This window comes from Gimesia alba, from assembly GCF_007744675.1.
Lineage (GTDB): Bacteria > Planctomycetota > Planctomycetia > Planctomycetales > Planctomycetaceae > Gimesia > Gimesia alba.
Genome location: NZ_CP036269.1, coordinates 1,590,785 through 1,609,751, shown reverse-complemented (window position 1 = coordinate 1,609,751; position 18,967 = coordinate 1,590,785). Strand labels below are relative to the sequence as shown.

Genomic DNA, 18,967 nt, shown 5'->3' with positions numbered 1-18,967 from the left:
TTGATGAAATCTGCATACGAAACCGATCTGATTGTCGAGGAATATCTGGATGGTTCCCGCATCGATCGGTTTCTCAGTCGCCATTTCAGAAATTATTCGACGCAGCGTCTGCAGCGCATCGTGCAGGCCGGTTTTGCCAAAGTCAATGGTACGCCGGCTGGCCCGCTGCAACGCGTTTTTCGCGGCCAGCAGATTCATATCGTTCTTGTCGAACCACCTGATAAAACTTATGTTCCCGAACCGCTGCCGCTCGAAATTCTGTTTGAAGATGCGTGGCTGATCATCGTCAACAAGCCTCCCGGTATGATCGCGCACCCTGCGGGAAATATTCTCTCAGGTACCGTGGCCAACGCACTGCAATATTATCTGGATCAGCAGACAGGTCTTCGCAGCCTGTTACGACCGGGCATCGTTCATCGGCTCGATCAGTTTACCAGCGGAATCTTAATCGTCGCCAAAGAGCATCTGGCACATCGCAGCCTGTCGATTCAATTTCAGAAAAATCAAATCAGCAAAGCTTATCTGGCCATCATTCGGCACAACCCAGAGCAGGACACATTTGAAAACAGTGCCGCCATCGGCGAACACCCCACACAGACCGGCGTCTGCATGTCAACACACCCACAAGCCTTGCGTGCCAAAGCCGCGTTCACCCGGTTTGAAGTCCTTGAGCGATTAACCGATCATACTCTAGTACGTGCGTTTCCCCAAACAGGCCGCCTGCATCAAATTCGCGTGCATTTGGCCGATCTGGGATTCCCGATTATTTCTGATGATTTTTATGGCAACGATGAACGGCTGCTCGCAGATCTGAATTTGATCAACAGACAGGCACTGCATGCCGAACAGATTGAGTTCGCGCATCCGGTCACTGGTCTGCGGATGAAAATAACTGCGGGAGCACCTGATGATTTTCATCAGGCGCTCGAGCGGCTACGGAATACCTGACACGTTCAACAAAAATGTACTCATCAGAATATTAATCATCAACGGTCTGCATGGATTGCAAGAAGCCCCAAACAGTCCGACTTCAAGCTAAACCTCTACCGTTTCTGATTCATCCAGTTCAGCCTGATTCACCTCTTCCGCTTCTGGCTCAGCAGATAACTCTGAATTCGCTTTGGTGAGTTGCGACTCTTCAAACAGACGATCCAGACTCATTTTTTCAAACGCATCAAAGGCAGCAACCTTATAGCATTCTGCCATCGTCGGATAATTGAACACGGCATTCCGGAAATACTCAATCGTCCCATCCAGCGACATCACGGTCTGCCCGATATGAACGATCTCCGTTGCGGATTCACCAATCGCATGGATTCCCAGAATCTTCAACGTTTCCCGATGGAACAAAATTTTCAACATCCCGTCACGGTCGCCGGAGATCTGTCCCCGCGCGATTTCTCGATAACGGGCTGCTCCCACTTCATAGGGAATATGTTCGTCGGTCAACTGCTGTTCCGTTTTTCCGACCATCGAAATTTCAGGGATTGTAAATAAGCCGTAAGGCATCAGGTCGAACGCTTCAAATGGTTCATTAAAGGCATTGCAAACCACGCGCCGCCCCTGCTCCATCGAGACACTGGCCAGAGCCGGGAAACCGACAATGTCGCCGGCACCATAGATGTGAGGCACCCAGGTCTGATGCTCTTCGTTGCACCACAGCCGACCGCGCTCATCCGGTTCCAGACCGGCGGCCTGAAAGTTGAGTTCGTCCGCATCACCGACACGACCAACGGTATACAACACTGAATCAGCAACAAGCCGCTTGCCGCTCTCTGTCTGAACGGCTGCCATCGTATCAGAAAAACGCTCGATCCCGACCACTTCTTCTCCCATTCGGAAGACCATTCCCAGAGAACGGGCATGGTGAATCAGGGCATCAATAATTTCACGGTCGCAGAACTCAAGTAAGTGTTCCCGGCCATCCAGAACCGTCACTTCGACTCCCAACGTCGCGAACATAATGGCGTATTCAATACCAATTACACCGCCGCCGACGACAATCATCGATCTGGGGATTTCTTTCAGATCGATGATTTCGTCGGAATCGAAGATTGTTTTTCCATCAAAGGGAATGTGAGGTGGACGGGAAGGCTTTGTTCCGGTCGCCACCAGAATATGATCCCCATACAAAACTTTGCGTCCCGTTTCACCATCCACGGCCACTTCGTGCGGACTGACGAATTGGGCCTCACCAATGAATATTTCCACGCCATTTCGTTCCAGCTGATCGTGGATAATTTCCAGTTCATGTTCGGCCACATCAGCCAGCTTCAGACGCAGGTCCTGCATTGTGATGCGGCGTTTTCGGCGATACCACTTGCTGTACACATCGCGATGACGATACCCGGTCAAATACAGAATGGCTTCACGCATCGTTTTTGACGGGATCGTACCTTTGTGCAGGCAGACACCACCCATTCCACGAAAGTTGCGTTCAATGATCGCAACCCGCTTACCGAGTTTTGAGGCCGCAATCGCAGCTTTATGTCCAGCGGGACCACTTCCAATTATCACAATGTCGTATTTCATAGCACCAATCTCTATGTGACCGATTTAATTCTTCAACATCAGATCGTTTCACCATAATGTTAACCCAAGAAGTCTGAGTAGACTTTTCCGTGTAATCAACCTACTCTTTCTTCGTCCCTCGGATTGCTTAGAGAAGATATAAAGATTGAAGCAATCCTTGAAACAAGCTATTTTGCGTATGTGTTGACGGTTATACTGATTGTCTCGCTCAAGGAAATACCTCACCAACGGGGAAATTCCTCCCGTCAGGAACAACGATTGCTCCTGTCTCGCCGGTAAAACTGTTCCGCGTTATGACGACCAACAAAGGGCACTACTGATGAACCACTTGATCCGTAAAATCTGGGATGTCCCTGAAAACGAGCACACGCCTGAGGCGATCTTCCAGAATCGCAAAGCACATCGCCGGGAATTCCTGAAGCTCATGGGGTACGGATTGGGAATTGCTGGTTTTGCGGATTTGCTCTCTGGTTGTGAACAGGCCACGCAGGAAGAAATCGAAAAAGCGGGGGCCGTTGAGCCACTGCCAGAAGCGCTGCAGGGAATCTACCCGGCTCCCCGCAATGAAGCCTTTAAATATGGTCGCCCTGAAACCAAGGAAATCGAAGCCGTTGAGTTTACCAACTTTTATGAATTTACAGGTCCGACGTCCAAGGAATCCTGGAAATACGTCGGGAAGTTCGAAACTTCTCCCTGGTCGGTTACGATCGAAGGAGAATGTGCCAAGCCCCGCACGTTGGACATTGATGATCTTTACAAAGAGATGAAATTCGAAGAGCGGGCTTACCGCCATCGCTGCGTAGAAACCTGGGCCATGTGTGTTCCCTGGACCGGTTTTCCCCTGGCAAGTTTATTAAAACTGGTCGAGCCTAAACCCACGGCGAAATTCGTCTCCTTTGAAACATTCGACAAACCCAAACAGGCGCCTTACATGGAATCCAGCGGCACTGGCACCTGGCCGTGGCCTTACACCGAAGGTTTAAGCATCGAAGAAGCGATGAACGACCTCACATTTATCGCAACCGGGCTGTATGGAAAGCCGCTATTGAAACAGAACGGGGCTCCCATTCGGCTCGTCGTCCCCTGGAAATACGGTTTCAAGTCCGGCAAATCGATTGTGAAGATCAAACTCACATCCGAGCAGCCGGCCACGTTCTGGAATACCGTTAATCCCACCGAATACGGGTTTGTCGCCAACGTGAACCCCGACGTCTCGCACCCCCGCTGGAGCCAGCGCACCGAATGGATGCTCGGAACGGAAAAACGGTATGACACCAAGATCTATAACGGATACGGCGAATATGTTGCCGAACTGTATAACAGTTAAAAAAGCTTGAAAATCTAACTGATCAAGAGTTATTTCATCTCTCGCGAACGAAACAATTCGTCGTAGGAGCCGTGCCTGTGTGCCCGCCTGGTGAGGTGCTGTTGTTATGGTTCTTATGATGGGGCCAGAGAAAACTTCACACGTCCATTCGCCTTCAACGTCGATACCGCGGGTCGCCACATAGAGCGCCCCCTACATTAAATGAGTGGGGATTGATCAATTTTGCGCACTAAAAAAGCCGGGAGAAGAAAACTTCACCCGGCTTTTTTGTTTTTTAATTGTCAACTGGTGATGACAATTGGCTTAGTCTTCCGATGTGAACATCATCACAATCCGCAGGACATACCAGAACAATGTGGCAACAGAAGCGAACAGCGCCAGTGAAGCCGACACGTATTGATCGGTCGAATAGTGATGCAACACGTTGGATGTGTCATACAAAATGTAACCACTGAGCAACAATACCATTGCTCCGGCAAACAAGATTCCCAGTGAGAAGCCAAAGAGCGACGCACCAATGGCGATCCCGATCGCAGCCAGCATGGCAACCGTCAGGAAACCGCCGAGGAAGGAGAAGTCGGCCCCGGTTACAAAAACATAAGCTGTCAGTCCGCCGAAGATACAGAGAGTAATAATCGCCGCAACGGGAATGACAGTGGGATTAGAAAATTGAGTTGCGAACCAGAGAATCGGCACAAAGATCAGCGCCTCGGCAACAATATACAAACCGAGCCCCGCATATTGGGTCCCCAGCGAACGAGCACTCGATGCCATGGAACTGGCAATCCAGCTGGCCGCCATGAAGGCGATCAGCACCAGCCACCAGTTTCCACCGATGGCCTGCATCATGCCGTTCACCAGCGCATCATTGCTGAAGAGAATAAATTCCAGCCCCATAAAGGCCATAATCGCACCAAACAGGTGCATGTACGTTTTGCGGATAAAAGCGGCGCGCTCAGAAGCAATTGCGTCAATGGCAAACATGCCGCCGCCCGCCGTTGTGTCCTGGTCGTAATAATCAGGATTGTAGTTATTCATTGACAATCTTCTCCAATATGTGAGATGGGATGTTCCAGACGAACACAGTTTGGTCATCGAGTATTATAGGATCGCGCTCAACGGCTGCATATAAGCTGATTCCGCGAGGCATGATAATTATAGGCCACGGTGCACATAATTCAAGTACCAGCTGATTTACTTAATCTGTTTTGCCGTTTCCAGTACGACTGACACTCCCGCCGGGGCAACCTGTGGGTTTGTTGTGCCTGCCTGCAAGTTCTGGTATGTCATACAATAGTCTACGTCAGAGAATCCAAAGAATTCTAGAAAATTCATGTGAAAGCTTACGAAATATTTGATGAAATGAATGAATTAAAGTCAGAGAAAAGTGACCTAAAGTGGGAATTTTGGATCGATGTGGGAGGGACATTTACGGACTGTATCGCCCGGTCTCCGGAAAATGAGTTTACTCCCTTTAAGACTCTTAGTTCGGGCATGACCAAAGGGCGAATTCAACAAATCTGCGATCCGACCACAATAGTCGACCCCTCCCGCACCGGAGACCCGGCAGAGTTCTGGCAAGACTATCAAATCGAATTTCTGAATGAAGAGGGACAACCCATTCATTCTGCACAAGTGACGACCTTTGACACCACGACCGGTACACTCTGTTTCACGTCGTCCCTGCCTGAGACGGTGAAAGAGTCAACCGGCTATGAACTCTCCTCAGGTGAAGAGGCCCCCGTCCTGGCGATCCGCTGGATCCTCGGTCTGAAAAAGTCAGACACGATCTCCAATGTCAGTGTTAAACTCGGAACGACGCGCGGCACCAATGCCCTGCTCACCCGCAATGGCGCCCGCACCGCATTCATCACCACAAAGGGTTTTGCAGATGTCTTGTTAATCGGTAATCAAGACCGCCCCCGTCTGTTTGATCTTGTCATTCAGAAACCGGAGCCTTTGTTCGAAACTTCAGTGGAAATCGAGGAACGCATTGACGCGGAAGGCACTGTGCTTCACGCCCCCAATCCTGAACAAATTCGTCAACAACTTCAGGATCTCAAAGCAACGGAAGTAGAATCACTGGCAATCTGCCTCTTGCATTCCTTCGCCAACCCCGACCACGAAGAACTGGTTGCCCGCATTGCAGAAGATATCGGCTTTGAGGAAATCAGTGTTTCCAGCCGTCTCTCCCCGCTGATCAAAATCGTCTCCCGCGGCGATACGACGGTCATGGACGCTTACCTGAATCCAATTCTCAAAGACTACATCAAGAAACTTCGCGCACCGCTACAGAACTGTGATCTCAAACTGATGACCTCCGCCGGGGGTCTGGTCGACGCCACACATTTCGTTGGTAAGGACAGCATCCTCTCCGGTCCTGCGGGTGGGGTGATCGGGTATTCCCGCGTTGCAGAGGTCGCCGGCTTTCCGAAATCGATCGGCTTCGACATGGGGGGCACCAGCACCGATGTCTCACGATTTGACGGCATCTATGAACGTGAATTTGAAACCCGCAAAGCGGGCGTGCGGATTGTCGCTCCGATGCTGAGCATCGAAACCGTTGCTGCCGGCGGCGGAAGTATCTGCGGTTTCGACGGCATCAAATTGCACGTCGGCCCCGACAGTGCGGGTGCGAATCCGGGCCCCACTTGCTATGGACGGGGCGGCCCGCTCACCGTCACCGACCTGAATCTGTATCTCGGCAAAATTATCCCCGCCCGGTTTCCTTTTGCCCTGGATCGCAGTGCCGTCGAACAGCGACTCACACAGCTTTGTGAGGAAATCGCTGCGTCCCCCATGGGGAAAACCTACACACCCCTCGAACTGGCCGAAGGTTTTTTGCAAATCGCCAACGCCAATATGGTTCGCGCCATTCGTAATATCTCCGTGGCCCGCGGCTATGATCCGGCTGACTATGTGCTGGTCAGCTTCGGCGGTGCTGGCTCTCAACACGCCTGTGCGATTGCCCGGGCACTGGGAATTCATGAAGTTCTGATTCACCCCTATTCAGGAATTTTAAGCGCTTTTGGTATTGGACAAGCCGACGTGCGACGGTTCGGCCAGCAGTCGGTCCTCAAGCCCTGGTCTGCTGAGCTCAAGCAGGAACTGCAAACCCGGTTTGAAAAACTCGATCAGAACGTGTATGACGAAGTCCGTTCCGAAGGAATCCCCCCCGAACGTATTAATGAGCCCGAGCATTCGCTCGAAATGCGTTACCTGGGCACCGACGCTACGATTCAGATTCGCTGTCAGGCAGACGCGGATGAATTGACCGCTTTCGAACAGGAACACCAGCGGCTCTATGGCTACATTCACAAAAGTCGCGCCGTGGAAGTTACCGCACTGCGAACCGAAATTGTGGGACAGATGGAAGAGCCGAACCTGCCTGCTGCAGAACTGATTTCGCGGGTTCCAACTCCACTGGAAACAGTGGAGACCTGTTTTCAGGGAACGCTCCAGCAATCAGCCGTGTATCTGCGAGATGAATTGCAACCGGGCGATCAGATCTCCGGCCCGGCCATCATCTGCGAAGCGATTTCGACCGTGATCATCGATCCCGGATTCAATGCGGAAATCTTAGCACGCGGCGAAACGCTAATTCGCGAGACCACCCAAAACACAGGCCCCCATCACGGCATCAGCACCGAAGCCGACCCCGTGATGCTGGAAATCTTTAACAATCTGTTTGCTTCGATCGCCGAACAAATGGGGATCACGCTGCAGAAAACCTCGATCTCCACAAATGTCAAAGAACGTCTTGATTTCAGTTGCGCCGTCTTTTCCTCTACCGGCGATCTCGTCGTGAATGCCCCCCACATTCCCGTGCATCTGGGTGCGATGAGCGAAACCGTAAAGCGCATCATCGCCGACAACCCAGATCTCGCGTCCGGCGATGTCTTTGTGACCAACGATCCCTATCGCGGCGGCTCGCATCTGCCTGACGTGACGGTTATTACTCCCGTGCATCACCCGGAGACCAGTGAGTTATTATTCTTTACTGCCAGCCGCGCCCATCACGCGGAAATCGGGGGCATCGTGCCTGGCAGTATGCCCCCATTCTCCAAAACACTGGCTGATGAAGGGGTATTGATTCGCAATTTCAAACTCGTCGATCAGGGTGTTTCGCGAGAAGACGAACTGCGGGCATTACTTCAATCAGGCGAGCACCCGTCCCGCTCGGTCGCCGATAATCTGGCCGACGTCTCCGCGCAGGTCGCCGCCAATAATTGCGGTGTGACGCTGCTGAACGACCTGGTCCGCCGTTATTCTTTGCCGGTCGTGCAGGCGTATATGATTCATATTCAGCAGGCGGCAACACAAAAGATGCAACTGGCCCTCGATCAAATTGAAGACGGTGTTTATTCCTTTACCGATCATCTGGATAACGGCGTCCCGCTCTCAGTAAACATCACAATCCAGGGGACATCGGCTACTGTCGACTTTACCGGAACGGGGCCCGTACTCGAAACCAATCTGAATGCGAACCGGGCGATTGTGAACGCGGCGGTGCTGTATGTGTTTCGTTGTCTGATCCAGGAAGACATCCCTCTCAACAGCGGCGTCTTGGCACCCATCGAAATTGTTCTACCCGAATGTTTTCTAAATCCTCCCGAACGGGAAACGCCGGCAGAATGTGCGGCGATGGTCGGCGGCAACGTGGAAACCTCACAACGAACCGTCGATACTTTACTGGGTGCCTTGAACAAAGCGGCCGCCAGTCAGGGAACGATGAATAATCTGACGTTCGGCGACGAGACCTTCGGCTATTATGAAACGATCTGTGGTGGCAGTGGCGCAACAGCAGACCATGATGGCACCGATGCCGTACACACCCACATGACCAATACCCGGCTCACCGATGCGGAAATCATCGAACGCCGTTATCCGGTACGGCTGCACGAATTTTCGATTCGCAAAAAATCAGGAGGTACAGGACAGTATCATGGCGGCGATGGCATCATTCGCCGGATTGAATTCCTCAAGCCTTTAAAAATCTCGCTGATTTCCGAACGCCGGGGGGAATATCCTCCCTTTGGTCTGGAAGGTGCCCTGCCTGGACAGATTGGAGAAAACCTGCTGCAGAAAGCAAATCAGACTTCTCAGGAATCGTTGGGAGGCAAATTCTCTCTCTCTGTGGAAGCCGGTGATACACTGACGATTAAAACGCCCGGCGGCGGTGGGTTTGGAAAACCGGAATAATATTTGAGCCACCAGCTCCCTCCGGTCCCTGACAGGCTCAATAATTTGTTCACCGACTCAGATAGTCGATATTCAGGATTGGGGTTGTCAATTATGCGGTTCAAGACATTATTGTCCTGATCAGCTTTGTGATTTTCGCTGACAGGCGGTAAGGTGACATTGATCATCGTTTTAACAGAAAAACAAATTACTAACCGTTTATATAAATGATTCAAAGAAGGAACAGTAACGTGTCTGAAAACCGTCGCGCAGAAGTCGATGCCGCGTTGGCCGATGTTGATTTCGACAAATTCAATTATCAGGTCGTCTTCGAAACCTCAAAAGGAACAATCAAGATGGACTTGTATCCCGATGTCGCACCGGGACACTGCCGCAATATTATCGGCCTGACCAAGATCGGCTTTTACGATGGAATTATCTTCCATCGCGTGATTCCCGATTTTGTCGTTCAGGTCGGTTGCCCTCAGGGAACCGGAACTGGCGGACCGGGTTATACGATTGATGCCGAGTTCAACAACATTCCCCACGAAACCGGCGTGTTGTCGATGGCCCGTACGAATGATCCGAATTCGGCTGGCTCGCAGTTCTTCATCTGCCTGGGCCGCGTGCCTCATCTGGATAACTCCTACACGGTCTTTGGAAAAACGAGCGATGCGGATAGTGAAGCCGTCGTCCTGGAAATTGGAAACGTCGAAACCAATCACAGTGATCGCCCGCTGGAAGATGTGAAAATCATCTCATCTGAGGTCATCGCGACTGAAAAGTAAACACGATGAATGACATTCGTTCTTCTCTTCAAACAGGCGCACTTGTGCGACGGGCATGTCGTGAAGGAACCATCACCGGGCAAACGTCGGGGCTCGCCCCCGGCTTTGCTCAGGCGAATCTCGTGATCCTTCGTGAACAGGATGCCTCTCAATTTCTCGAGTTCTGTCAGAAGAACCCCAAGCCCTGCCCACTGCTGGAAGTCACGGAAGTCGGTGATCCCTGCCCTCACAAGCTGGGGGAAAGTTCTGATCTACGCACCGATCTGCCCCGCTATCGAGTCTGGAAGCAGGGAGAACTCGTAGAAGAGCCAACCGACATCAACCATCTCTGGCGAGACGATCTGGTTTCCTTTCTGATCGGTTGTTCGTTCACGTTTGAATCCGCGTTGATCGAAGCGGGACTATCTGTCAAACACGTTGACCTCGGCGTCAATGTGCCCATGTATCGCACGACCATCGATTGTGAATCGGCGGGCATGTTTTCTGGACCACTGGTTGTTTCCATGCGTCCCTTTAAGCCAGCCGATGCGATTCGAGCCGTGCAAATCACTGGCCGTTTCCCTGCCGTACATGGCGCTCCCGTCCATCTGGGATTCCCCGAACAACTGGGAATTACCGACCTCGCCCAACCAGATTTTGGCGACGCGGTTCCTGTTGAACCGGAAGAACTGCCCGTCTTCTGGGCGTGTGGCGTGACTCCGCAAGCGGTGCTGATGCAAGCCAAACCGGAATTCGCAATTACTCATAGCCCCGGTTGCATGTTCGTCTCCGATCTCAAAGACGAAGAGTTGGCGATCGCCAGATTATAGATCAGAAGAATTCATTCACGAATGTGATTCGATTTCGGATGATTCTCTCGCAGTCGCTTCCTGATCAGGCAAATGGATCGAACGGACGCGATAGTCTTCCCACATCAGGGAATAAGCGAAACAGGGCTCACGCTCGAGAGTGAAGGCAACAGGCTGACTTTCCCAGAAGCTCATCAGGTTTCCCTGTGGCGGTTTTGTATAGAGGCGACGTTTACACTGCGGACAAACCATCCCATAGGGAGTGGCTTGATCTTCTGCACATTGGTGCTCCATACAAATTGTCTTCATAGGTTCGTTGCTCATACATGACAATTATATCCGGTGGAGGAGACTCCCCTCCAGTTTATTTTTCGTTTCCCCCTCTGGAATTTACGGAAACCGAGCAACAGCCCCACCTTTTTCAGGATTTTCCGTAAGCTTCGAAACCCGATCATTCACTACAGCCCGTAAAACCGGTTTAAATGTCATGATTCCCTCCTGACTGATGGGCAACACTGCCCGATTCCTGTAGTCCAGCCCCTTGAATCATCGCATCCTGGAAACCAGTTTGGTATAAAATATGGTCTGACATCAAGTTGCTCACTTGTTTGAAGAATCACCCATTCCTTACTTTTTGAAATACAGACTCTGGTACACGATTCATGGCAGTCAACCTCTCCGAACAATTAAAGGGTGTTCTCCCTCCCGTTATCACTCCGCTGACGCCGGAACGCAGACTCGATCCTGACTCGGCGGAATCGGTCTATCGCTTCATGCTGAAACAGGGCGCACATGGGATCTTTCTATTCGGAACATCCGGGGAAGGTCCTCTGCTACGAAATGACGATCGGCAACAGGCAACAGGCATCGCCGTCAAGGTTGTCAATGGCTCCGTCCCACTCCTGGTGGGAGTGATCGCCCCGGGAACAGAACAGATTATTGAACAGGCCAAAGTCGCCAAAGACCAGGGTGCCGACGCCATCGTTGTCTGCCCCCCCTTCTATTACCCGGCAAGCCAGAAAGACATGCTCGTCCATTACCGCACCATTCGCGAGACCGTAGATATCCCGATTTTTGCGTATGACATTCCCGTGATGACGAAAGTCAAAATCGAAATGGATACGTTAATGACCCTGGGAAAAGAAGGCACGATCATCGGTGTCAAAGACTCCAGCGGCGACGCCGTCAGTTTTCATCGACTGGTCGCCAGCAAGCCACCGGGAATGAAACTGTTTACCGGAGCCGAAATGCTGGTGCATGCGGTCGTACTCGCTGGCGCCGACGGAACTGTTCCTGGTCTGGCCAATGTCGGTCCCGAGCTGTTTGTCAAACTGTATGAAGCGGCGGCTGTGAACAATCACGCAGAAGCAGTGCGACAGCAGGAAGCCATCGTTCGCCTGTTTGAAGTCTTTGTCTGTCCTGACGGCACAATGAATGTGGGTTATATTATTGGAGCGATGAAAACCGCCCTGCGACTGCGCGGCGTGATCGAGCACGACACGCTGTTTCATCCGTTCCCGGCCTGCACACCCGAGCTGATCGCACGCACCCAACGAATTATGGAAGAAGTCGGCTGTCTGCAATAGATCGCAATTGTACATCTCTCTATTTCACTCTCTGAACTGTTGAATTGAATTAAGAATCATGAGCGGAGTTTTAAACGAACGAGCGTGCCAACTGACAGAACGCCTGCTGGCGAAAGCGGGGGAACTGAAAGTCATTCCACATGCGTTGGAGAATGGCGCAATCGTGGTCGATTGTGGAATTGAAACTCCCGCTGGAATTCAGGCTGGTTTAATGCTGTCCCGAATCTGTATGGCCGACCTCGGTCAGATTCAACTCGTTCCGGGAACACTGGAAGGACAACCGCTGCCTTATCTACAAGTCCAGACAGACCATGCAGTCGAAGCCTGCCTGCTGAGCCAGTATGCCGGTTGGAAAATTGATGTCGAGAAATTTTTCGCCATGGGATCCGGGCCGATGCGGGCAGCCGCGGAAGTGGAAGACCTGTATCGCATCCTCGCCTTCGGTGAGTCACCCGAAAAAACGGTCGGCGTGCTCGAAGCGAATACACTTCCCGGCGTGGCAGTAGTCGAAAAAATCTCGAAAGCAACAGGTATCGACCCTCAAAATATCGTTCTGCTTGTAGCCCCCACCTCGAGTATTGCTGGCAATATCCAGGTCATCTCGCGTTCGGTAGAAACCGCCATGCATAAACTGTTCGAATGCAAGTTTGATGTACACCGCGTGCAGGCCGGGTTTGGATCGGCACCACTGGCACCAGTCGCGAAAGATCATCTGACTGGTATCGGACGCACTAACGATTCCATTCTTTATGGAAGCGCGGTCACACTCTGGGTCACCGGCGATGATGCATCACTGCAGGAAATCGGCCCTACAATTCCTTCCAATTCGGCTGCCTGTTTCGGCAAGCCGTTTCTGGAGGTTTTCGAAGAAGCCAATCACGATTTCTATGAAATCGACCCCAGTTTCTTCAGCCCGGCAGTCGTGAATTTTCAGAATCTCGATACGGGTAATGTGTTTCAGTTCGGGCAGATGAATACCGAACTCTTACGACACAGTTTCGGTTTCTAAGTTTCTGCAGACCTCTTTTTGACGGAACAGTTTCGTGCGGATTGCCATTCTGGGAAATCAGGGAAGCTGGTACTGCGAGCAACTGCATCAAGCAGCTCAGTCTCGTGGACATGACGCATGCAAAATTGAATTCCGTGACCTGGCCTCTTTGATCTCGGGAACTTCTCAGGAACAGTGCTTCAGTTATGATGCTGAGCAAAACCAGATCGAATTGAATCGGTTTGACTGCCTGATTATCCGTACGATGCCCCCTGGCTCTTTAGAACAGGTTATCTTCCGTATGGATATGCTGGGCCGCATGGAACAGGCGGGCGTCACCATTTTCAATTCGCCCCGCGCCATCGAATGCGCGGTTGACAAGTATCTGACCACATCCCGTCTGGCTGCTGCCGGCTTACCTGTGCCAGCGACCGCCGTTTGTGAATCATCTGAAGCCGCGATGCAGCACTTCGAGATTTTGGGAAGCGACGTCGTCGTCAAACCACTGTTCGGCTCGGAAGGACGAGGCATCTTTCGCATCAGTGATCCCGATCTGGCCTATCGTTCTTTCCGAACCCTCGAACGCACGCAAGCCGTCATTTATCTCCAAAAGTATATCCCGCATCCTGGCTACGATCTGCGAATTTTGATTCTGAACGGCAACGTAATCGGCGCCATTCGACGGCACGGCATGAATGATTTTCGTACCAACATTTCGCGTCAGGGACAGGCAGAACCTCATCAACCTTCCGAACAGGAAGTGGAACTGGCCGTCCGCGCTGCGGAGTTGACTCAGGCGACATTTGCCGGCGTCGACCTGCTTTGTCCAACGGATGCCCCTGAAAATCTGTCTCTGCTGGAAGTCAATGCAGTCCCGGGCTGGCGCGGCTTTCAATCTGCCACAAATATCGATGTCGCAGCGCTGGTGATTGAATATCTGGAGCAGAAACGAAACAATAGGCCTTCTGTATAACCATCAATTTTGCGCATTCTGAAAAGATCAACGACATGGAATTAAACGCACTATTAACCGCCCTGCAAACACATCTGCCCGAGATCCTTCGCTGGTCCGGTGCCATCGCCAAACGTTTGAGGCACTTCAATATCGCCGTCGAAAACAAAACATCGGGGAGTGCTTTGACCGATGCACTCACTCTGGCCGATCTGACGCTGCAGGAATTAATCGTGGCTGCACTCCGTGACCGTGATCCGATCTTTCTACAATGCCGTATCGAAGCAGAGGAAAAAACGGGCGATCTTGATCGTTTTTCAGAAGACGCTCCGTATGTCCTCTCGATTGATCCGATTGACGGGACAAAACAATACCGCGATAAAACAGCCGACGGCTATTGTGTGATGATTCATCTGCGCGATAGCGAAACCGTGCATTATTCACTCGTTTATATTCCGGAGACCGGCGAACAGGGAACCTGGGTTGAAGCCGTCCATCAACGCGTGGTCTGTGGACCGGATGATTTCAGCCGCCCTGCCCGTGAAGTGCTGGACGCAATGCCTGCCATCGATCCCGAAACACGCCCCGATTCTTCGCAGATCTATCTCATCGGATTTCAAGACGAAGATACGTCCAACGCGCAGCTTGTGACAGAAGCCGGTCTGAAAGGGGTTCCCCCGGAAGAAATGCCGGGGAGCATTTACGATCACCTGGCAACCGGCGCATTTGGCGGCTCTTTGATTCATACTCCCAACGTTTACGATTTCCCCGTTTCGTTGCACATCGCCCGTATTCTGGGAGGCGACGCCGTCTGGGTACATAATGGGGAACCAGTAAATTTCCACGAACACTGGCTGGATGAGCGGGCCGACATGTTACGGCTGCCGGGGATCACCGCCTGTAGTGCGAACCCAAACACACTCAAAATTCTGTGTGACTTAGCGAAAGACTGGAGTCCAATTCGTTATAAAGATTGAGGGGAATCCTCATCCAGAGGCTTCGTGGCTTCCACAATGATGCCGCCCAGCTTTAGAAACTGATGGATCGGCGTGAACCAGTGCTGCTCTTTCCAAGGCAGGCCTGATTCTTCGAATGCCTGCTTCAATTCCACTCGATTGTAGGTTCGACACTTCCAGGTGCGGCTGTTTAACATCCCAGAAAATTTGTCTTCTGTCGCCAGCAGGAACAGACTACCCCCCGGCTGCAGCACACGATAGATCTCTGTGAGACCATCCCGGGGATCGGCGACATACTCCAACACCCAACCACACGTTACACAATCAAACGATTCATCACGGAACGGCAGCATGGTCAGATCGGCTGAAAGGTAATTCGGCCGCGCACTATCCATGCGGTTTCTGGCGCGTTTCAGCATCTGATGCGATAAATCGCAGGCAACCAGACGTGCCTCGGGATGTGTTTCTCGCAATAAATGCCCGAGAATCTGGCCTGCACCTGATCCAATATCCAAGATGCTGCGAAATTCCGTAACATCAAATCGACGGGTTTTGATAATGCGGCCAACCAGCGGATCGTGCAGCGATAATTTACTCGCCAGATACAACACAGCTCCCGCGGGACCATCATAAAGTTTACGTGTCGTCGATTGAAACTGGTTTTGATCAATCTGATCTCCACCACCAAATTCAATCAGAGAGCGCAAAGATTTTTTCAAACGTAACCGTTTGGGATTGGGTTTTTCGGGAGAACTTAATGGAGCCATAGTTCGTGATACTTGTGAAACCTGGAGAAAAATTTAGTCGAAAAAAATGATTTTCGAAATCAAATCGAGATCATCTTAACCAACGGGTTACCAAAAATCGTGATGATTTCCCGAATTCTTAAAAATCGCTAAAGAACACATTCTTCATAAGCATCATAAATGCTCCAATCATAATAACTTAAGAGGGGGTATTATTCCAGCAGCTTGAACAATGCAATTTCGCCGGTTATGATCACTCATATTGAGACACATTCAAATCAAGATTTACAATGCAGTTACACTTTAATCGTGATTCGTGGCGGGCCTGAAAATCTTATCTTTTTTGACCGTTGAATTGCGCCAGAAAAACAATTTCTGCGAGAAATTTAAGGCTCAAATTGTTCATGACCGAACGAATCAATCTAAAACAGACTGACGATATCCGCGATGTCATTCATCTGGCAGTTCAATATCTGGCAAAAGGCGGATTAGTCGCATTTCCAACCGCGACAGCGTATGTGGTTGCAGGTCAGTCTCTAAACGCCTCAGCGATGTCCAAACTGCGTGCTTATTCCCAGTCTGATGAACCGTTGGTCCTCTGTGTCAAAGGCTTTGACGAAGCACTTGATTTCCAGCCAGAAATGCCCCCCATTGGTCAAAAACTGGCAAAACGCTGTTGGCCTGGGCCCGTCGTACTGGAAATGGATCGCCCCGGGCCGGATAGCCTGTTCTCTCAGTTACCCTCAGAAGTGCAATCTCAAATTTGCCCCGGAAGCCGCATCAGACTGCGTTCGCCAGCACATGAAATCATTTACCAAACGATGCGACTCTCCCCTTCACCGCTGGTCCTGTTGAATGAACAACCAAAATATCAGACCGCAGACTCGCTGATGGAAGATTTTGAGGACCAGGTCGCGCTGATTATTGACGATGGTCCTTCCCGATTTGGTGATCAATCTACCATCGTCTCTATTACCGATAATCAATGGAGCATTCTGCAACCAGGCGTCGTTAAGGAAACCACCTTGAAAAGACTATCCAGCGAAATTTATATGTTTGTCTGCACAGGCAACACCTGTCGTAGCCCGATGGCCGAAGGATTATTTCGAAAAATGCTTGCTGATAAGCTGGGCTGTCAGGAAGATGAATTATCAGATCACGGCTTTATTGTCGGCTCTGCGGGACTAGCCGCCGCTATGGGGGCTCCCCCCAGTCCAGAAGGAGTGACAATCCTTGCTGAACAGGGTATTGATATTCAGGCCCATGAAAGCCAGCCCCTGACAGAACGCTTACTCGAACAGGCAGACTATCTTTACACAATGACACAAGGCCACCGTGCGGCAATTCTGGCGGAGCGTCCCGACCTGGAAAAGTCAGTCAGACTACTCTCACCGGAGGGAAAAGATGTTTCCGATCCGATCGGGGGAGGTTTTCAATGCTACGTCGAGTGCAAAAAAGAAATTGAACAATACCTGAAGTCAATCATTGCCCAGATCAACAAATCCGTGGAATAATAGCCTGCTTCAGCAGAACCTGACTGAACAGATTGTTTTTTCAAACAAAAAATTCGAGATCCGCTGCAAGAGCACTCTTGCTATAATAGTCTCTAAACCATTACCCTTTACGAATATGAAGAAGCTGTTAAGTCCTCTCTCACCAGGCAGGAACATTAAGTGTAGTAGAACCCTCACCTGCTCTACTACATCGCAGTCAGAAATCGCCATCCTGCGGGATCAGACTTAACAACGATCAATTGAGAGCAGGGCTCAATCGACATTCAGATTCCAGTTTCGATCTAATTATCTATACAAAAGAGTTTCGATGAAAATTGCAGTTGCCAGTGATCACCGAGGGTTTGCTACCAAGGTCAAAATCCTCACACTTTTAAACCAATTAGGACATGAAGCGTTCGATTATGGTCCTGAAGACGGTGAAAGTGTCGATTACCCAGACTATGCGATCAAAGTAGCCAAAGCGATCGCAGATAAAACAATCGACCGCGGCATTCTGATCTGCGGGACCGGAATGGGAATGTGTATTGTCGCCAACAAATTCCCCGGAGTGCGGGCAACTCCCTGCCACGACGACATCACCGCTCAAATGAGCCGTCTGCATAACGATTCGAACGTGCTCTGTCTGTCTGCAGACCTGCTCGGAGATCGACTTGTGAACCGGATGATCGAAATCTGGCTGAAAGAAGAGTTTGAAGGTGGTCGACACGCACGACGACTCGAAAAATTGAACAAAGTCGAAGAAGAAAACATGCCGCCTCACTAGGTCTTTTGCCTTTCGTGAGTCTAAACAGATATTCCCCTCTCTCTGCCAGCCGCAAACGGACAGATGTTTCCTGTTCTGTCGCCACGATTCTGCATTCATCTGACTCGGAGTCCCGAATGGGACTCCGCAAGATATACCGCGGTAGTCGTGGAATTTCCCTCACCGATTCCTTTTCAAACCGCTTAAATCTCTGTATCGTCAACAAAGAGGAATCAGGGAATTTTTGACTTCTTTTCTCAAGGTGGAAGCTGTTCACGACCTTTGAGCAAAGAAATAGAATAGAGGGTTTTGCAATCATGGATCAGGGCAACTTAAAATTCACCAAAACTCATGAATGGGTCAGTGTAGACGGCGAGATGGCAACTGTGGGCATCACCGATTTTGCCGTCAACCAATTGACCGATCTGGTTTACATTGAGCTTCCAGAAATCGGCTCAACCTGTGAGGCTGGCAAAGTGTTTGGGGAAGTAGAAAGTGTGAAAGCCGTTAGCGATTTATATTCTCCGGTGAGTGGTGAAATTGCTGAGGTCAATGCATCACTTGTGGATGATCAGGCACCACTTTCTGACGATCCATTCGGTGCTGGCTGGATAACCAAGGTCAAAATGTCAAATCCATCAGAGCTGGACCAATTCATGACTGCCGACGATTACCAGAAATTCTGTGAGTCAGAAGCACATTAAAAGAAGCCTCTACAACAGTTGTCCCTGGTCCAAACTTTTCGGGCTTTCGATGGCTGCATCCGAGAAATTCTTGCCGCGTTCGTAATAACGGTAAAAAGAGAGTTCCAACGTCTCTCCCGTGACTATAATCAAAACAGTTGAATCACCAACGTCCTCAACATCA

General features: G+C 50.8%; 16 protein-coding genes. 12 read left to right on the top strand and 4 right to left on the bottom strand.

The window, feature by feature from the left end; genetic code table 11:
* Window positions 1-3: 3 nt before the first annotated feature.
* Entirely contained in the window at window positions 4-948 is a 945-nt protein-coding gene (locus Pan241w_RS06295) for an RluA family pseudouridine synthase (RefSeq protein ID WP_198000356.1), read from the top strand.
* An 87-nt stretch (window positions 949-1,035) separates the two neighbouring features.
* Here the strand turns inward: Pan241w_RS06295 and sthA are convergent, their stop codons facing one another.
* A complete protein-coding gene (gene sthA, locus Pan241w_RS06290) occupies window positions 1,036-2,532 on the bottom strand; it encodes a Si-specific NAD(P)(+) transhydrogenase (protein WP_145212569.1) in 1,497 nt (498 codons plus the stop codon).
* A gap of 319 nt (window positions 2,533-2,851) precedes the next feature.
* Here sthA and msrP point away from each other — a divergent pair, with 319 nt between their 5' ends.
* A complete protein-coding gene (gene msrP / locus Pan241w_RS06285; RefSeq protein WP_145212565.1) occupies window positions 2,852-3,859 on the top strand; it encodes a protein-methionine-sulfoxide reductase catalytic subunit MsrP in 1,008 nt (335 codons plus the stop codon).
* 303 nt (window positions 3,860-4,162) lie between these two features.
* On the opposite strand, the gene Pan241w_RS06280 is transcribed toward msrP, so the two are convergent.
* A complete protein-coding gene (locus Pan241w_RS06280) occupies window positions 4,163-4,897 on the bottom strand; it encodes a Bax inhibitor-1/YccA family protein (protein ID WP_232107371.1) in 735 nt (244 codons plus the stop codon).
* Window positions 4,898-5,194: 297 nt separating this feature from the next.
* On the opposite strand from Pan241w_RS06280, the gene Pan241w_RS06275 reads away from it, so the two are divergent.
* The 3 genes from Pan241w_RS06275 to Pan241w_RS06265 all read left to right on the top strand — a co-directional run bounded on the left by Pan241w_RS06275 (window position 5,195) and on the right by Pan241w_RS06265 (window position 10,637).
* Window positions 5,195-9,061 carry a hydantoinase B/oxoprolinase family protein gene (locus Pan241w_RS06275; RefSeq protein WP_145212562.1) on the top strand — a complete coding sequence of 1,289 codons (3,867 nt, stop codon included), beginning with the start codon at window positions 5,195-5,197 and terminating at the stop codon, window positions 9,059-9,061.
* 230 nt (window positions 9,062-9,291) lie between these two features.
* A complete protein-coding gene (locus Pan241w_RS06270) occupies window positions 9,292-9,828 on the top strand; it encodes a peptidylprolyl isomerase (RefSeq protein WP_145212559.1) in 537 nt (178 codons plus the stop codon).
* Window positions 9,829-9,833: 5 nt separating this feature from the next.
* Window positions 9,834-10,637 carry a putative hydro-lyase gene (locus Pan241w_RS06265; RefSeq protein WP_145212556.1) on the top strand — a complete coding sequence of 268 codons (804 nt, stop codon included), beginning with the start codon at window positions 9,834-9,836 and terminating at the stop codon, window positions 10,635-10,637.
* A gap of 15 nt (window positions 10,638-10,652) precedes the next feature.
* Here Pan241w_RS06265 and Pan241w_RS06260 read toward each other — a convergent pair whose 3' ends face one another.
* Window positions 10,653-10,910, bottom strand: a complete 258-nt coding sequence (locus Pan241w_RS06260) for a hypothetical protein (protein WP_145212553.1) — start codon at window positions 10,908-10,910, stop codon at window positions 10,653-10,655.
* A 368-nt stretch (window positions 10,911-11,278) separates the two neighbouring features.
* Here Pan241w_RS06260 and Pan241w_RS06255 point away from each other — a divergent pair, with 368 nt between their 5' ends.
* Genes Pan241w_RS06255 through Pan241w_RS06240 form a run of 4 tightly spaced genes read left to right on the top strand, consistent with a single transcriptional unit; the run spans window position 11,279 to window position 15,119 of the window.
* The gene (locus tag Pan241w_RS06255; protein WP_145212550.1) at window positions 11,279-12,202 is read left to right on the top strand and encodes a dihydrodipicolinate synthase family protein; all 924 of its coding nucleotides are present in this window, start codon (window positions 11,279-11,281) and stop codon (window positions 12,200-12,202) included.
* A 58-nt stretch (window positions 12,203-12,260) separates the two neighbouring features.
* Window positions 12,261-13,211: a methenyltetrahydromethanopterin cyclohydrolase gene (gene mch / locus Pan241w_RS06250; protein WP_145212547.1), complete on the top strand. Its 951-nt coding sequence runs from the start codon at window positions 12,261-12,263 to the stop codon at window positions 13,209-13,211.
* A gap of 34 nt (window positions 13,212-13,245) precedes the next feature.
* Complete coding sequence (locus tag Pan241w_RS06245) at window positions 13,246-14,163, top strand: ATP-grasp domain-containing protein (protein ID WP_145212544.1); 918 nt, start codon at window positions 13,246-13,248, stop codon at window positions 14,161-14,163.
* A gap of 35 nt (window positions 14,164-14,198) precedes the next feature.
* The gene (locus tag Pan241w_RS06240) at window positions 14,199-15,119 is read left to right on the top strand and encodes an inositol monophosphatase family protein (RefSeq protein ID WP_145212541.1); all 921 of its coding nucleotides are present in this window, start codon (window positions 14,199-14,201) and stop codon (window positions 15,117-15,119) included.
* On the opposite strand, the gene Pan241w_RS06235 is transcribed toward Pan241w_RS06240, so the two are convergent.
* Window positions 15,107-15,865, bottom strand: a complete 759-nt coding sequence (locus Pan241w_RS06235) for a class I SAM-dependent methyltransferase (RefSeq protein ID WP_145212538.1) — start codon at window positions 15,863-15,865, stop codon at window positions 15,107-15,109. The genes Pan241w_RS06240 and Pan241w_RS06235 overlap by 13 nt on opposite strands.
* A gap of 383 nt (window positions 15,866-16,248) precedes the next feature.
* Here Pan241w_RS06235 and Pan241w_RS06230 point away from each other — a divergent pair, with 383 nt between their 5' ends.
* The 3 genes from Pan241w_RS06230 (at window position 16,249) to gcvH (ending at window position 18,804) form a co-directional block, all read left to right on the top strand.
* On the top strand, window positions 16,249-17,358 hold the full coding sequence (locus Pan241w_RS06230; protein WP_145212535.1) for an arsenate reductase/protein-tyrosine-phosphatase family protein: 1,110 nt from the start codon (window positions 16,249-16,251) through the stop codon (window positions 17,356-17,358).
* 307 nt (window positions 17,359-17,665) lie between these two features.
* Window positions 17,666-18,121, top strand: coding sequence for a ribose 5-phosphate isomerase B (gene rpiB / locus Pan241w_RS06225; protein WP_145212532.1), 456 nt, complete (start codon window positions 17,666-17,668; stop codon window positions 18,119-18,121).
* Window positions 18,122-18,417: 296 nt separating this feature from the next.
* Window positions 18,418-18,804: a glycine cleavage system protein GcvH gene (gcvH, locus tag Pan241w_RS06220; RefSeq protein WP_145212529.1), complete on the top strand. Its 387-nt coding sequence runs from the start codon at window positions 18,418-18,420 to the stop codon at window positions 18,802-18,804.
* Window positions 18,805-18,967 lie beyond the last annotated feature (163 nt).

What these genes read in the sequence shown, in the direction of transcription:
- Pan241w_RS06295 (WP_198000356.1), top strand. Translation starts at nt 4, where the DNA reads ATGAAATCTGCATACGAAACCGATCTGATTGTCGAGGAATATCTGGAT.
- sthA (WP_145212569.1), bottom strand. Translation starts at nt 2,532, where the DNA reads ATGAAATACGACATTGTGATAATTGGAAGTGGTCCCGCTGGACATAAA.
- msrP (WP_145212565.1), top strand. Translation starts at nt 2,852, where the DNA reads ATGAACCACTTGATCCGTAAAATCTGGGATGTCCCTGAAAACGAGCAC.
- Pan241w_RS06280 (WP_232107371.1), bottom strand. Translation starts at nt 4,897, where the DNA reads ATGAATAACTACAATCCTGATTATTACGACCAGGACACAACGGCGGGC.
- Pan241w_RS06265 (WP_145212556.1), top strand. Translation starts at nt 9,834, where the DNA reads ATGAATGACATTCGTTCTTCTCTTCAAACAGGCGCACTTGTGCGACGG.
- Pan241w_RS06260 (WP_145212553.1), bottom strand. Translation starts at nt 10,910, where the DNA reads ATGGAGCACCAATGTGCAGAAGATCAAGCCACTCCCTATGGGATGGTT.
- Pan241w_RS06255 (WP_145212550.1), top strand. Translation starts at nt 11,279, where the DNA reads ATGGCAGTCAACCTCTCCGAACAATTAAAGGGTGTTCTCCCTCCCGTT.
- mch (WP_145212547.1), top strand. Translation starts at nt 12,261, where the DNA reads ATGAGCGGAGTTTTAAACGAACGAGCGTGCCAACTGACAGAACGCCTG.
- Pan241w_RS06240 (WP_145212541.1), top strand. Translation starts at nt 14,199, where the DNA reads ATGGAATTAAACGCACTATTAACCGCCCTGCAAACACATCTGCCCGAG.
- Pan241w_RS06235 (WP_145212538.1), bottom strand. Translation starts at nt 15,865, where the DNA reads ATGGCTCCATTAAGTTCTCCCGAAAAACCCAATCCCAAACGGTTACGT.
- Pan241w_RS06230 (WP_145212535.1), top strand. Translation starts at nt 16,249, where the DNA reads ATGACCGAACGAATCAATCTAAAACAGACTGACGATATCCGCGATGTC.
- rpiB (WP_145212532.1), top strand. Translation starts at nt 17,666, where the DNA reads ATGAAAATTGCAGTTGCCAGTGATCACCGAGGGTTTGCTACCAAGGTC.
- gcvH (WP_145212529.1), top strand. Translation starts at nt 18,418, where the DNA reads ATGGATCAGGGCAACTTAAAATTCACCAAAACTCATGAATGGGTCAGT.